The following is a 14,465-nucleotide window of genomic DNA, read 5'->3' on the forward strand; positions in this document are numbered from 1 at the left end:
CCCGGAGCCCGCCGTCCAGCGCGGCGCCGACAACCCGCCTACTTGCCGCCGCCGCTGCGCCAGATCGAGAGCACCAGCCAGGCCCCGGCAATCGCCGCGCCCACGAAACCCAGCAGTCCGAACAACGGCAGGCCCAGCAGCGTCGGACCGCCTTCGACCGTCAGGGTGATGGCCGAACCCACGATCAGCGCGGCCAGCACCACGCCCACCGTGAGCCGGTTGGCCGAGTGGCCGATCTGGGTACTGAACTGCTGCAGGTATTCCAGGTCCAGGTGCAGTTTCAGTTTGTCGCTGCGTGCCGAGCGCAGCAGCCGGCGCAGGTCGCGCGGCACCGCCGCCAGCATGCCCACGGTGTCGCCGAGCGAGCGCATTCCCTGCCGGGCCAGCATCCGCGGCGCGTACAGCGCACGCATTGCGCGATGCAGGAACGGCGCCGCCTGGCGGGCCATGTCGAAGTCGGGATCCAGGCTGCGTCCCATGCCTTCCAGGGTGATGCAGACCTTGATCAGCAGCGCCAGGTCGGCCGGCAGGGCCAGGTGATGGGTCCGCAGCAGGGTGGCGATCTGCAGCAGCATCGCGGCCAGGTCGAGCTGGCCCAGCGGCACCCCGTGGTAACGGTCGACGAAGGCATCGACGTCCTCGCCGATGCGTTCTTCATTGCCGGCTGCTTCGCCCTCGGTCCAGTCCAGCAGCACGTCGGTGACCCGTTGCGCATCGTGTTCGACCAGCCCGAACAGCAGCGACACCACCTGCGCGCGCCGCGCCCGCGACAGCCGCCCGACCATGCCGTAGTCGATCAGCGCGATGCGGTTGCCGGGCAGCACGAAGACATTGCCCGGATGCGGGTCGGCGTGGAAGAAGCCGTCCTCCAGCATCATCTTCAGGATCGCCTGGGCCCCGTCGCGCGCAATGGCGCGCCGGTCGATGCCGGCGGCGTCCAGCGCGGCCAGGTCGGCCACCGGCAGGCCATCGACGAAGTCCTGCACGTTCATGCGTTCGCTGGTGTAGTGCCAGTACACGGCCGGCACCACCAGCTCGTCATGGCCGGCGAAGCTGTCGGCAATGCGCTCGGCATTGCGGCATTCGGCGGCCAGGTCCAGTTCGCGGGTCAGCGAATCCCGGAACTGCTGGACCATGCCGAGCGGGTGGAACTGGCGCAGCTCGGGGAATTTCTTCTCCAGCACCTGCGCGGCGCGCTGCAGCAGGCGCAGGTCGGCCTCGACCACCGGCCCGATGCCGGGGCGCCGCACCTTGACCACCACTTCGGTGCCGTCATGCAGGCGCGCGCGATGGACCTGGGCGATGGAAGCGGCCGCCAGCGGCTCCGGGTCCAGCCACTGGAACTCTTCCTCCGGCACCGCGCCCAGGTCCTCGGCCATCTGTGCGTGGATGGACGCGAACGGCACCGCCGGCACCTGGTTCTGCAACTTGCCGAATTCGGCGATCCATTCCGGCGCGAACAGGTCCACGCGGGTGGCCAGGAGCTGGCCCAGCTTGACGAAAGCCGGGCCCATTTCCTCCAGCGCGCGCCGCACCCGTACCGGCGCCGGCAGGGCCACCAGTTCGGTCAGGCGCTCGAGCGGCAGCAGCTTGCCGGCGCGGCCCAGCGCCCCTTCCAGGCCCATGCGCCGGACCATGTCTCCGAAACCGTAACGGACCAGGATCGCGGCGATTTCCTGCAGCCGCGCCAGGTCGCGGGTGACGGCCAGGTTGTCCCAGATCATCGCGTGCTGTCTCCCAGGGAAGCCTGCCTGCATGATCCTCGCATGCCGCGCCACGCGCCTGCATGCGCCAGGGCGCACCGCAGCCGGTCAGGGACGCGATATGCGGATGGTTGCGCGCGGTGCAGGCACGGTGTCGCCGCCGGTTTCCAGGGCAAGCAGATGGAACAGGTGGCCGGCATAACTGGCCTCGTAGGGCAGGCCCATGGCGGCAGGCGCCTGTGAGCCGATCACCAGGGTCGCGGGCGCCAGTCCCGGCTTGCTGACCTGCAGGGTGACCGCCGCATGGCCGGCCCAGACGCAGGTGACGGTGGCCGGGCAGCGGCTGTCGTTGATTTCGACGAGCTTGACGGCGAGCGATCCGTCGGCGATCACCGCCTGCTGTCCGCGGGCAAGGATGACGGTGTGGACGCGGGCGTCGGCCGGTGGCGGTGCGCCGCCGCCGTTGCCGATGGGCGTGGTGGTACAGCCGGCCAGGGCGATGACCAGCACCGCCAGGGCTGGCAGCCTGGACGCATGGCGGCGGAAAAAGACAGTCAAGCGGCTCATCGTGGCTCCAGTGGATGGCAATCCGGGCGAGCCTACCGCCGGTGGTGGGGCCTGGTCGTGAAGCAGGAGCGAGCCCGCCCGGTTGCTGGACATGGGTTAGTGCTGCTGCCTAGCGCTACCGCCAGTCTCCATACGCTGCAGGAAAGGCCTGCGCATGAGTCGCGCCGGCTCACGGGTGAGGCAAATCTGCTCGTGCATGAGCCGTCGGGACTCAGCGATGAGGCAAATCGGCTCATGCATGAGCCGCCGGGACTCAGCGATGAGGCAAATCCACTCACGCATGAGCCGCCGGGACTCAGCGACGAGGCAAATTGACTCATGCATGAGCCGCCGCGACTCAGCGATGAGGCAAATCGGCTCATGCATGAGGCGTCGGGGCTCAGCGTCGAGGCAAATCCACTCATGCATGAGCCGTCGGGACTCGGCGCGGAAATCCGTACGTGTCCCCTTTCCTTCCGCCTGCATCACGCCTCATCCACCGCCGGCGGGGCCACAATGACGGCCCCCGCTGCCGGTCACCTCGTCCTTCGTGAGAAAGGAACGTCTGCTCCCCCTGATCATCGCGACCGCATTGTTCATCGAGAACATGGATTCCACCGCGATCACCACCTCGCTGCCGATGATCGCAGCGGACCTGGGCGTGGAGCCGGTGGCGCTGAAGCTGGCCCTGACCACCTACATGCTGGCGCTGGCGGTCTTCATTCCGATCAGCGCCTGGGTCGCCGACCGCTTCGGCGCGCAACGCACCTTCATGGCCGCTATCGGCGTGTTCCTGCTCGGCTCGCTGGGCTGCGCCGCTTCCGATTCGCTGGCCATGCTGGTGGCCGCGCGCTTCCTGCAGGGCATGGGCGGCGCGATGATGGTGCCCGTGGGCCGCCTGGTGCTGTTGCGCACCGTGCCCAAGGCGAAACTGGTGCAGGCGCTCAGCTGGCTGACCATTCCCGCGCTGCTGGGGCCGATGCTGGGGCCGCCGCTGGGCGGCCTGATCACCACCTACAGCCACTGGCGTTACATCTTCCTCATCAACCTCCCGATGGGCCTGCTGGGCATCTTCCTGGCGTGGAAATACATTCCGGTGCTGAAGGGCGAAGTGCGCCCGCTGGACTGGCGTGGCTTCCTCCTGTCCGGGCTGGGACTGGCACTGGCCATCTTCGGTTTCGCCAGCATCGGCCGGCACCTGGTCAGCACGCCGCTGGCGGTCGCCTGCATGCTGGCGGGTTTTTCGGTGCTGGGCCTGTACGTGCTGCATTCGCGCCGCCATCCGCATCCGCTGATCGACCTGGACCTGTTCAAGGTGCCGACCTTCCGCATCAGCGTGCTGGGCGGCTCGCTGTTCCGCATCGGCATCGGCGCCACCCCGTTCCTGCTGCCGCTGATGCTGCAACTGGGCTTCGGCCTGGATCCGCTGCAGTCCGGCTTGATCACCTTCACCTCGGCCGCCGGCGCCATGTTCATGAAGACGGTGGCCGCACGCATCCTCAAGCGCTTCGGCTTCCGTCCGGTGCTGATCACCAATGCGCTGGTGGCCTCGCTGCTGCTGTGCGGTTTCGGCCTGTTCCGCGCCGACACGCCCTACCCGCTGATGATCGGCGTGCTGCTGGTCAGCGGCTGCTTCCGCTCGCTGCAGTTCACCAGCCTCAATGCGATCGCCTATGCCGACATCGAGCAGGCGCGCATGGGCCAGGCCAGCAGCCTGGCGGCCGTGGTGCAGCAGGTGTCACTGGCGGTCGGGGTCACCCTGGGCGGTTATGCGCTGACGATCGCGAGCGTAGCCACGCAGCAGCCGCTGGATGCGGTGATCAACTTCGGCTTCGCCTTCCTTACCGTGGGCCTGATCTCGGCAAGCTCGGTGCTGATGATGTGGAAGCTGGTGCCCGGCGCGGGCGCGGAGATGTCCGGCAAGGCCCAGCCCGGCCAGGAAATCAGCGAACCCAAGCCGATCCACAACCCGGGAACGTGATCGTGTTTTTCCCCGGGGAGAGTCAGGTAGCCCGGGTAGAGCGCAGCGGTCTGCAACAGCGAAGCTGGTCAACCCGGGGCTGTTGGCGGATCATTTCCAAGCCCCGGGTTTCGCTGCGCTCTACCCAGGCTACGTCCGTCAGGCCCGCCACATGGTCAATCGGAACACTCAACCCGCGGCCGGGCCTACGCTACGAATTCACGATGGCTTTCGACTGCAGCATCGCGCCCATCTTCTGGTGGATCAGGTTGACCGCCTTCAGCGGGCGCAGCATCACCTTGAACTCGGTGATCAGTCCTTCGTCATTCCACTTGATCATGTCCACGCCGTTGACGGCGATGCCCTCCAGTTCCAGCTCGAACTCGAGCACCGCATCGCGTGCGGATCTGAGTTCGCGGACATAGCGGAACGTGTCGTTGCCGAATACGGCGATCGCAGCCGCCAGATACATCTTCGTAATGGCCTTGCCCAGCTGCGGCGTATGCACGACCGGCGAGTGGAAGACGACGTCGTCGGCAAGCAGTGCATCCAGCTCCTGCACGCTGCGCTCTTTGACAATCCTGTGCCAGGCGTCGATGGGATCGGACATGATAGAAAGCCTTTTGTGGCCAACAACAGTTTCAGGGCGGGTCTCGACCCGCCTTCCGGAATCACCTGCACTGCCTGAAGGCAAGCCTCGCCTTACCGGTTTTCTTCCAGAATCCCGTCATCTGCCGAAAGGCGGGTCTACGGGTGCTACGGCATTCTTTTGCAAATGACAATCAACCTAAGCGTTCCAATCCATTCTCTAAATTCAAATGTGACGCTGTATTTTTTAAGGTCGTATTTATCTGAAATTCCGTTAGAGGTATCTGGCTGCCCAAAGACAGCTCTTACATGAGAACGTCGCCTTCCAAACTCCAACCCTCCACTCAATGAACGTGGGAATGACTTGTACCCATCCTTGTTAAATCCATAAAGAAAAATGGCAGCCACAGTAGAATCTTCAATAAGTATTGAAATACCTTCTTGCTTGCTCCCAATATAGTGGGATGTACCAAACCACTTGACATCAAATCCATGCTCGCGCAATTCCGACTCTGAGGAAGGCACTTGATATTCACAGCCTATGAGCTCTGTTAGCTGATCCATATTAAGAGACTGGATTTTATTCAAGCTAAGTAGTGGTGCGCTCGCATTATTTATGTCTAGGCGCTTATAGACGAGAGGCCAGAATTTTTCATCGCTCGGCCGCTGAAGTGAAAGCCATTGAATGTATTTATCGAAAATTATTTCGGCATCTAATGCCAGCTTTAACGCAGCGCCAACATCATTAATCCCGTCGCTCGAAACTCTTCTAGCGATTACTCGAGACCATTTTACGTACTCCTCATAGCCCTTACGCTTTTCAGGGCTTGCTGACACCGCTAAGTAGTAGTCAGAGATTACTAACAGAAGTGCGGTGCATGCTTCTTGGCGATCGATTGCTCCCCCCGATGCAAAAGGATCGAACGCATCAAGAATTTCATCCCTTAATGAGAAGATCGTCTCGGCATGTCCAACAATTCTTCGGGCGCGTAGAACGGTAAGCCTTTCCATATGTTTGGCCATTTTTTTAGCTTATCTATTTTCCATATATTTGAAAAAAATCTGTGACAGACGCCAGCGCACCAATTCTGCAATGAAATTACCTGCGAATTTAGGCAATGAATTCAGATGCGTCCCGTAGGTCCTCTGGCTTGAACACGATTACTCCTATCCGATGCGCGATCTTTGTCATTTTGACGTCGCTAGTGACTAACGGATAGCCCTCAACCTTCGCCACCGCAAGCCAGATATGATCACCCGACTTAATAAAGGGAATATCTGCGCTTGTATATTTGTCAATGAACTCATCGTCGATAGGAATTAGATCCACCGGGTACCGCGTCTCTCCATTAAATTCAGGCGCTACAAATTTTCCTTCGATCTTGAGTCGCTGCCAAGAGCAGCGAACCTCGAACCATCCATGAGCGGGCATAGCTACTCTTACATTCTTTTCAACAAGACGGTTTAGTAATCTGTATGCGGCAGCGTGTCCAGAAGATGACGGCGCAAACGCATCAACGAAAACGCACGAATCAACAAGTATTTTTAATTCCGATCTCATATCTCAGCTCGTAATCGTCTGGGTCAACGATTCCCAGGTCGGCGGCGGCGGCCAGTCGGCGACCTGGTTGCCGTCGAGCACGCGGCGCAGGTCGCGGCGATCCAGTTGCGGGGCCAGCACGTGCACCAGTTCCAGTGCGTAGTCGCGCAGCACGCGCTCGCGTGGCAGCACCGCCCAGGCGATGCATTCGTTGATGGCCGCCGGTGCGGCCCAGGCGCGCAGGTCGGTATCGGCGGCGGTGACCGCCATTTCCGCCAGCAGGCCCACGCCCATGCCGGCGCGCACGTAGGTCTTGATCAGGTCGGCGTCCAGCGCGGTCAATGCAATGCTCGGCTGCAGGCCGACGCCGGCGAAGGCACGCTGCAGCGAACTCTCCGCGCGCGTCGACGATTCATAGCTGATCAGTGGCTGGGTGGACAGGTCGCCCATGCTGGGCACCGCGTCGCCGCGGTCCAGCGCGTGCCCGCGCGGCACCAGCACCAGGCGGCGCCAGCGGTACAAGGGCACGGCGATGCCCGCCTGCGGCTGTTCGCCTGCAGTGCTGATGATGGCGATGTCGGCGTCGCCTTCGCTGAGCAGGTCCAGCGCGGCGCTCTCGCCTGCCTGCTGCAGGTGCACGCTGACCTGCGGATAGGCGCGCTTGATCTGGCTGATGGCCGGCGGCAGCACGAAGCGCGCCTGGGTGTGGGTGGTGGCCAGGATCAGCTGGCCCTGGCTCTCGCGGCGCTGGTTGGCCGAATAGGTACGGATGTTGTTGGCTTCGGCCAGCACCGCGCGGGCGCGGGCGATGACTTCCCCGCCCGCAGGCGTCACCGATTCCAGGCTGCGGCCCTTGCGCACGAACAACAGGAAGCCCAGCTCGTCCTCCAGCTGCTTGAGCTGCTTGGACAGCCCCGGCTGGGTGGCGTGCACGCGTGCGGCCGCCAGGGTGATGTTGAGGTCGGCGTCGGCAATGGCGACCAGGTAGCGGAGTTGGGTCAGGGTCATCGGGGGATCTTGGGAAGAGAGCCGTCAGCAGCGCGAAAGCAGGAGCGGGAATGACGATCGAAACGGGCGGGGCGGAGCGTGAGGCGGGACGCCATCCGAATGTACGGGATTTAATGTCCAGCCCGTCCCGCTTACTTATAACCACCCGTAATATGACATGCGCAGCTAGTCATTTCCGGGCGCATATAACCGGAAGCTAGGGTCAACGGCCCATGACCATGCAACCACCGTGACCGCGCCCCTTTTTCCCCTGTTTGCCGACCTGCGTGACCGCACCGTGCTGGTGGTCGGCGGCGGCGCGGTGGCCGAGCGCAAGGTCGAGGCCCTGCTCCACGCCGGCGCCCTGCCCATGGTCGGCTCGCCCGAGCTGACCGAGACGCTGCAGGACTGGCTGGAAAGCGGCCGCATCCGCTGGCTGGCCGGCACCTTCCACACCGGCTGGCTGGACGAGGCCTGGCTGGTCATCGCCGCCACTGACGACGCCACGGTCAATCGCAGCGTGTACGAGGCCGCGACCGCGCGGCGGATCCTGGCCAACGTGGTCGACCAGGCGGAGTTGTGCAGCTTCCATTCCCCGGCGGTGGTCCAGCGCGGGCTGTTGCAGATCGCAATCTCCAGCGGCGGCGGCGCGCCGATGCTGGCGCGGCATGTCCGCCGGCAACTGGAAACCCTGCTCGACGATTCACTGGGCACGTTGGCTGCACTGCTGACCCGCCAGCGCGAGGCGATCCGCGCGCGTTTCCCGGACCTGGGCCTGCGCCGCCGCTTCTTCGAGAAGCTGCTGGCGGGCCCGCTGCCGCGCCTGCTGCGCCAGCAACTGGATGCCAGCCAAGCCGATGCCTGGCTGCAAGACTTGCTTGCCAACCACGCCCCTGTCGCCGCACCGGCCGGTTCGGTGGTGCTGGTCGGCGCAGGCCCGGGTGATCCCGGTCTGGTGACCTTGAACGCATTGCGCGCATTGAACGAGGCCGACGTGATCCTGCACGACCGCCTGGTCAGTGCCGAGGTGCTGCGGCTGGCGCGGCGCGATGCCAGCCGCATCGAAGTGGGCAAGTCGGCCGGCCGCCACAGCATGTCGCAGGACCAGATCCACGCGTTGATGCTGGAGCACGCCCGCCAGGGCAAGCGCGTGGTGCGGCTGAAGGGCGGCGACCCCTTCGTGTTCGGACGCGGTGGCGAAGAACTGGAGTTCCTGCGCGCGCACGGCATCGCCTTCGAAGTCATCCCGGGCATCACCGCAGCCGTCGCCTGCGCCGCCTACGCGGGCATTCCACTGACCCATCGCGAACACGCGCAATCGCTGCGCCTGGTCACCGCGCACTGCCAGGATTCGCTGGACACGATCGACTGGCAATCGCTGGCCCAGCCGCGGCAGACACTGGCGGTGTACATGGGCGTGGCCAGCCTGGACAGGCTGCGCGAGCACCTGCTGCTGGCCGGTGCGGCACCCGACTTGCCGTTTGCCTTGGTGGAGAACGGGTCGCGCCCGCAGCAGCGCGTGATCACCGGCATGCTGGCGACGCTGCCGGAGGTCGCCCGCCACCATCAGGTGCAATCGCCGGCGCTGCTGATCCTGGGCGAGGTGGCGCGCCTGGCCGACGCACTTCACTGGTTCGGCAGCGCGCCGCTGGCGCGGTCCCGACCGCACAACATTTCGACAACCTGCGCGCACCTAAACTCCCGCAGGCCGCCTGACCCCTTCCCACGGAGAACCGCATGGCCATCTACGACAGCATCCTCGACACCATCGGCCGCACGCCAGTGGTGAAACTGCATCGCATCGCACCCGCGCACGTGACGCTGTACGCCAAGGTCGAATCGTTCAACCCGGGCGGATCGGTCAAGGACCGCCTGGCCCTGGCGATCGTGCTGGATGCCGAAGCCCGCGGACTGCTCAAGCCCGGTGACACCATCGTCGAAGCGACTTCGGGCAATACGGGCGTTTCACTTGCCATGGTCGCGGCGGCACGTGGCTACAAGTTCGTCGCGACCATGGTCGAGACCTTTTCCATCGAGCGCCGCAAGCTGATGCGCGCCTACGGCGCGAAAGTCATCCTGACGCCCGCCGCCGAACGCGGCAGCGGCATGGTGCGCAGGGCCAAGGAACTGGCCGACCAGCATGGCTGGTTCCTGGCCAGCCAGTTCGACAACCCGGCCAATCCGGCCTACCACCGGCAGACCACGGCGGCGGAAATCCTGCGCGATTTCGCCGGCCAGCGGCTCGATCATTTCGTCACCGGCTGGGGCACCGGCGGCACCCTGACCGGGGTGGGGGAAGTATTGAAGGTCGCACGCCCTGAAGTGCGCATCACCGCTTCCGAGCCCGCCGGCGCCTCGCTGCTGCTCGGCAAGGAATGGGCCCCGCACAAGATCCAGGGGTGGACCCCGGACTTCGTGCCCAAGGTGCTGAATCGGGAAGTGGCCGACGAGGTGCTGCCGGTGACCGACGTGGAATCAATCGCCGTCGCCCGCCGTCTGGCAGCAGAGGAAGGCATCTTCGTCGGCATCTCCGCCGGTGCCACCGTGGCCGCTGCCCTGCAGGTCGCGGAAAAGGCCACCGAGGGATCGGTGATCCTGGCGATGCTGCCCGATACCGGCGAGCGCTATTTCTCCACGCCGTTGTTCGAAGGTGTCAACGAAGGCTCCGACGACGAGTGGCTGGCTTCGATAGGGGCTGCGGCGATTCCGTAGGCGCATCGGCAGGCCCACCATGTCCTTCCCCGTTGCACCGCGATGGCATCCACCGAAACGGTGATGCCGCCGCGGCCTGCGTTTACGCGACCCAGGAATAGCCGGCCGCGATAGCCGCCAGCAACGCCAGCGCCCATAACCAACCATGCTGGTTGGTTTCACGACTCACGGTGTGGGTGCCGCGCACCGTGCCCAATGGCGTGGCGCCGGTGGGCACCGATCCAGGACTGGTGTGCCTGGCCTGGCGCAACGCGTTCATCGCAGCCTTCAGATCGCCACGCTCCATCGCGACCATTGCCGCTTCGGGAAGCTTGAATCCATGCTTGCCGGCGATGCCTTCCAGCTTGGCGCGCATGGCTTCATCGAGTTCGGGACTTGCGTCGCTGCGGTAGCGCTCGACCATGTCCTTGGCTTCCTTCAATCCCAGCCCGGTCATTTCGCGGACGATCTTGATCGCCTCGATCGGCTGTCCGCGCGAAAGCGCGGTCATTGCTTCGACGGGAAGGCCATCTGGCGGCGCGCTCGCGCCCATCGAAGACGTTTGCGGCGCATGGCCGTGTCTGCCGGAAGCATGGGCATCAAGCGCTTCCATCGCGCCACGCAGATCGACGCCATGGTTGGCTTCGCGCACCAGCCTGATCGCCTCGATGCGCAGTCCTCTGGCCAGCGCGGCCGCCGCTTCGGCGGGAATGCGGATGTCACGGGACACAGGCGGCACCAGCAGCAAAGGTGCCGCCACCATAGCGCATCGCAGGGCGGCTAGATCTCGTACAACTCCAGCGGCAATCCGTCCGGGTCGGCGAAGAAGCTGAAGCGCTTTCCGGTGTATTCGTCCATGCGGACCGGCTCCACTTCGATGGAATGCCCACGCAGGTGCGCGACGGCCTGTTCGATATCCGGCACTTCGAAAGCGAGATGCCGCAAGCCGCAGGCTTCAGGCCTGGAGACGCGCGGCGGCGGCGAGGGAAACGAGAACAGCTCGATCTGCACGCCATCGCAAACGCGCATGTCGAGCTTCCAAGAATCGCGTTCACTCCGATAGGCCTCGGCAAGAATCTCAAGGCCCAGCACCTGGGCGTAGAAGGCTTTCGACCGGGCGTAGTCGGACGCGATGATGGCGACGTGGTGGATGCCTGATATCCGCATCGTTGCGATCCTCATGAAAACGCCGGCGCGAGGCCGGCGTCTTGAACCTTCTCCCAACGGGAGAAGAGCCTGCCCCGTGGGGCTCAGTCGCGGCGGCTCAGCCTTCCCACTTGCCCAATGCGGCCAGGCCGTTGTCGCGGGCGCGGGCGTGGACAATGGACTGGGCCTTGGCGAAGTTGCCGACCAGGTCCTGCGACCACAGCTTCAGGGCCGCCGACTGCATGGCGCGGCCGTAGGAGAACGACAGCGGCCACGGCAGGTTGCCCAGGCGGTTCATCGCATCCAGGTGGGCGGTGGCGTCTTCGTCGTTCTGGCCGCCGGACAGGAACACGATGCCCGGCAGGATCGCCGGCACGGTGCTCTTCAGGCACATGACCGTGGCTTCGGCGACTTCATCGATGCTGGCCTGCTCTTCGCAGCCCTTGCCGGCGATGACCATCGAGGCCTTGAGGATGGTGCCTTCCAGCATCACGTTCTGCTCGTACAGCGCGCCGAACAGCGCACGCAGCGTGGCTTCGGTGACTTCGTAGCAGGTCTCGATGTCGTGGTCGCCGTCCATCAGCACTTCGGGCTCCACCATCGGCACGATGCCGGCTTCCTGGCACAGCGCCGCATAACGGGCCAGCGCGTGTGCGTTGGCTTCGATGCAAGTGCCGGACGGGATGTCATCGCCGATGTTGATGACCGCGCGCCACTTGGCGAAACGCGCGCCCAGCGAGTAGTACTCCTTGAGGCGGTCGCGCAGGCCGTCGAGGCCTTCGGTGACCACTTCACCGGGGCAGCCGGCGAGCGGATGGGTGCCGCGGTCGACCTTGATGCCGGGGATGATGCCGTTGGCAGCCATGACCTTGGCGAACGGCACGCCGTCCTTGGTCGACTGGCGCAGGGTTTCGTCGTACAGGATGGCGCCGGAAATGTGGTCGCCCAGCTTCGGCGTGGTCAGCAGCATCTCGCGGTAGGCGCGGCGGTTTTCCTCGGTATTGGGAATGCCGACGCCTTCGAAACGCTTGGCGATGGTGGCGGTCGATTCGTCGATCGCGATGATGCCCTTGCCGGCGGCCACCATGGCCTGGGCGGTTTCGGCAAGCTGTTCGATGCTCATGAGGATCCTGTGCGGCGCGGGAAAGGGGCCGAATTATAGCCCGGACGGCCGTACAACTCCCCCGCACGGTCGAATGCAAGCGGTTTCACAAGGAGCTGCCTGCGCCGCTTTCAGTGCGGCAGCGGCTTATTGGCAGCGGCCTGCATGAAAGCCTTGAGATCGTCGATCTTGCATTGGCTGCCAGAATCGTTGCCGGTGTCGAGGGTGAAATCGGTGAAGACCGACGCGAATCCCCGCAACCGCCGGGGATTCTCCGGGCCAGGCTGGTAACGGAAAGTCTTGAGCATGTCGACGGTGGCCTGGGCGAACTGGCCGATGACTGCCGATTGCCGGCGCCCACCCGTAAATGAAGCCTTGCCAATCAGCAGTCGGTGCCCACTGGTAGAACCATCCGGCTGGATGACGAATCCGATGTTGACGCAACCGGTCAATCCAGCGATGAGCGCCGCACGCGGGTATTGGGGGGCCGGAGAGGAAGCCACGTTGAAGTCCCTGCTCCAGTAACGACCTCCCTCCTCTTCTTCCACGACCAGCACTTCGTTTTCCGCGATGCCGGCATGCTCCTGCGCGGCGACCGGGACGATCGAACAAGCCAGCAGCAGGCCCGCCACTGCGGCCCACCGCCTGGCCTGTCCCATCCCTATCAAAGCTCGCCCAGCCCCTCGGCCTTGCCGTCGGCGCCCAGCTGCAGCAGCCGCAGCGTGTTGGTCGCCCCGTGCTGTTCCATGTGGTCGCCGCTGGTGAAGATGACGCGGTCGCCCGGGACCAGCCGGTTGAGGTCGCGCAGGATGCGCAGCGAATCGCGCGCGGCCTCGCGCGGGGCCAGCCCGCGGCTGTCGAAGGCAATGGGGAACACGTCGCGGATCATCGCCATGCGCCGGCGCGCGCCATCGTGGCGCGAGAACGCGTAGATCGGGGCGCTGGAGCGGAAGCGCGACAGGAAGCGCGCGGTGCCGCCGGACTCGGTCATCGCCACGATCGCGCGCACGCCGATGTGTTCGGACAGGAACATGGTGGCCATGGCGATGGCCTGGTCGGCGCGCTCCAGGTTGCGCGGCGCCTTCTCGAAATCGGTGTCGGTCTCGAACTGTTTCTCGGCGCCCAGGCAGATGCGCGCCATTGCCTCGACTGCCTTGACCGGGTAGGCGCCGGCGGCGGTTTCGGCCGACAGCATCACCGCATCGGTGCCGTCGATGACCGAGTTGGCCACGTCCAGCACTTCGGCGCGGGTGGGAATGGGGCTTTCCACCATCGACTGCAGCATCTGCGTGGCGGTGATCACCACCTTGTTGCGGGCCAGCGACTCGCGGATGATCTTTTTCTGCAGGCCCGGCAGTTCGGCGTCGCCGATCTCCACGCCCAGGTCGCCGCGGGCCACCATCACCACGTCGCTGGCATCGATGATCTCGGCCAGGTTCTCGATCGCTTCGGTGCGCTCGATCTTCGACACCAGGGCCGCGTCGCAGCCATGCGACAGCGCAATGCGGCGCGCCTCGTTCATGTCCTCGGCATTGCGGCAGAACGAGACGGCGATGAAGTCGACGCCGATTTTGGCGACGATGCCGATCAGCTCCTTGTCGCGCTCGGTCAGCGCGCCCAGCGACAGGCCGCCGCCCTGCTTGTTCAGGCCCTTGCGGTCGGACAGCATGCCGTCGTTGAGCACGGTGTTGACGATGCGCTCGCCTTCCACCGACTCCACGCGCAGCTGCATCAGGCCGTCGTCGAGCAGCAGCACGTCGCCGGGCACCACGTCGGCGGGCAGGCCCAGATAACTGACGCCGACCTGGCTGGCGTCGCCGGGAGGGGCGTCCGCGCTGGCGACCAGGTCGAAGCGGTCGCCCGCCTTCAGCCGGACCTTGCCTTCGGCGAATTTCTCGATGCGGATCTTGGGGCCGGGAAGATCGGCCAGGATGCCGACCTCGGCACCGGCACGCTGGGCGGCCGCGCGCACGGCAGCGGCGCGCTTGGCCTGCGCCGAGGGATCGCCGTGCGAGAAATTCAGCCTCACCACGTTCACCCCGGCGCGGAACAACTCGTCGAGCACGCCGGGCGGGTCGGTGGCGGGACCCAGGGTGGCGAGGATCTTGGTACGGCGCTGGCGGTCGGTCACGCAGTTTTCTCCCATTCGATGCCCGGAAACTAGCACATCCATGGGACCACTTCGATGCCATTAGCGCCGGG

General features: G+C 64.9%; 14 protein-coding genes. 3 read left to right on the top strand and 11 right to left on the bottom strand.

Features of this window, described 5'->3' with window-relative positions:
- Positions 1-38: 38 nt before the first annotated feature.
- Positions 39-1,721, bottom strand: a complete 1,683-nt coding sequence (locus tag DT603_RS05545; protein WP_162349118.1) for an ABC1 kinase family protein — start codon at positions 1,719-1,721, stop codon at positions 39-41.
- A 90-nt stretch (positions 1,722-1,811) separates the two neighbouring features.
- On the bottom strand, positions 1,812-2,270 hold the full coding sequence (locus tag DT603_RS05550; RefSeq protein WP_162348871.1) for a hypothetical protein: 459 nt from the start codon (positions 2,268-2,270) through the stop codon (positions 1,812-1,814).
- 529 nt (positions 2,271-2,799) lie between these two features.
- Between DT603_RS05550 and DT603_RS05555 the strand changes: the two genes are divergently transcribed.
- Complete coding sequence (locus tag DT603_RS05555; protein WP_162348872.1) at positions 2,800-4,230, top strand: MFS transporter; 1,431 nt, start codon at positions 2,800-2,802, stop codon at positions 4,228-4,230.
- A 190-nt stretch (positions 4,231-4,420) separates the two neighbouring features.
- On the opposite strand, the gene DT603_RS05560 is transcribed toward DT603_RS05555, so the two are convergent.
- The 4 genes from DT603_RS05560 to DT603_RS05575 form a co-directional block, all read right to left on the bottom strand.
- A complete protein-coding gene (locus DT603_RS05560) occupies positions 4,421-4,819 on the bottom strand; it encodes a nuclear transport factor 2 family protein (protein ID WP_162348873.1) in 399 nt (132 codons plus the stop codon).
- A 146-nt stretch (positions 4,820-4,965) separates the two neighbouring features.
- The gene (locus tag DT603_RS05565) at positions 4,966-5,820 is read right to left on the bottom strand and encodes a hypothetical protein (RefSeq protein WP_162348874.1); all 855 of its coding nucleotides are present in this window, start codon (positions 5,818-5,820) and stop codon (positions 4,966-4,968) included.
- Positions 5,821-5,908: 88 nt separating this feature from the next.
- Positions 5,909-6,358 carry a type II toxin-antitoxin system VapC family toxin gene (locus DT603_RS16285; RefSeq protein WP_162348875.1) on the bottom strand — a complete coding sequence of 150 codons (450 nt, stop codon included), beginning with the start codon at positions 6,356-6,358 and terminating at the stop codon, positions 5,909-5,911.
- Positions 6,359-6,361: 3 nt separating this feature from the next.
- Positions 6,362-7,345, bottom strand: a complete 984-nt coding sequence (locus DT603_RS05575; protein ID WP_162348876.1) for a LysR family transcriptional regulator — start codon at positions 7,343-7,345, stop codon at positions 6,362-6,364.
- A gap of 229 nt (positions 7,346-7,574) precedes the next feature.
- Here DT603_RS05575 and cysG point away from each other — a divergent pair, with 229 nt between their 5' ends.
- Together cysG and cysK are read left to right on the top strand one after the other, a co-directional pair.
- Entirely contained in the window at positions 7,575-9,113 is a 1,539-nt protein-coding gene (gene cysG / locus DT603_RS05580) for a siroheme synthase CysG (protein ID WP_162348877.1), read from the top strand.
- Positions 9,062-10,036 (top strand): cysteine synthase A, encoded by a 975-nt coding sequence (cysK, locus tag DT603_RS05585; protein ID WP_162348878.1) that lies wholly within the window; start codon positions 9,062-9,064, stop codon positions 10,034-10,036. Before cysG ends, cysK begins: the two co-directional genes overlap by 52 nt.
- Before the next feature lie 82 nt (positions 10,037-10,118).
- Here the strand turns inward: cysK and DT603_RS16040 are convergent, their stop codons facing one another.
- The 5 genes from DT603_RS16040 to pyk form a co-directional block, all read right to left on the bottom strand.
- Complete coding sequence (locus DT603_RS16040; RefSeq protein ID WP_211368304.1) at positions 10,119-10,745, bottom strand: ribosomal protein L7/L12; 627 nt, start codon at positions 10,743-10,745, stop codon at positions 10,119-10,121.
- Positions 10,746-10,795: 50 nt separating this feature from the next.
- Positions 10,796-11,182 carry an SMU1112c/YaeR family gloxylase I-like metalloprotein gene (gloA2, locus tag DT603_RS05595; protein ID WP_162348879.1) on the bottom strand — a complete coding sequence of 129 codons (387 nt, stop codon included), beginning with the start codon at positions 11,180-11,182 and terminating at the stop codon, positions 10,796-10,798.
- Between the two features lie 97 nt (positions 11,183-11,279).
- Positions 11,280-12,284, bottom strand: coding sequence for a class I fructose-bisphosphate aldolase (locus DT603_RS05600; RefSeq protein WP_162348880.1), 1,005 nt, complete (start codon positions 12,282-12,284; stop codon positions 11,280-11,282).
- A gap of 110 nt (positions 12,285-12,394) precedes the next feature.
- The gene (locus DT603_RS05605) at positions 12,395-12,895 is read right to left on the bottom strand and encodes an energy transducer TonB (RefSeq protein WP_162348881.1); all 501 of its coding nucleotides are present in this window, start codon (positions 12,893-12,895) and stop codon (positions 12,395-12,397) included.
- A gap of 32 nt (positions 12,896-12,927) precedes the next feature.
- Entirely contained in the window at positions 12,928-14,394 is a 1,467-nt protein-coding gene (gene pyk / locus DT603_RS05610; protein WP_162348882.1) for a pyruvate kinase, read from the bottom strand.
- Positions 14,395-14,465: the final 71 nt, after the last annotated feature.

Source organism: Pseudoxanthomonas gei, assembly GCF_010119615.1.
GTDB classification, from domain to species: domain Bacteria; phylum Pseudomonadota; class Gammaproteobacteria; order Xanthomonadales; family Xanthomonadaceae; genus Pseudoxanthomonas_A; species Pseudoxanthomonas_A gei.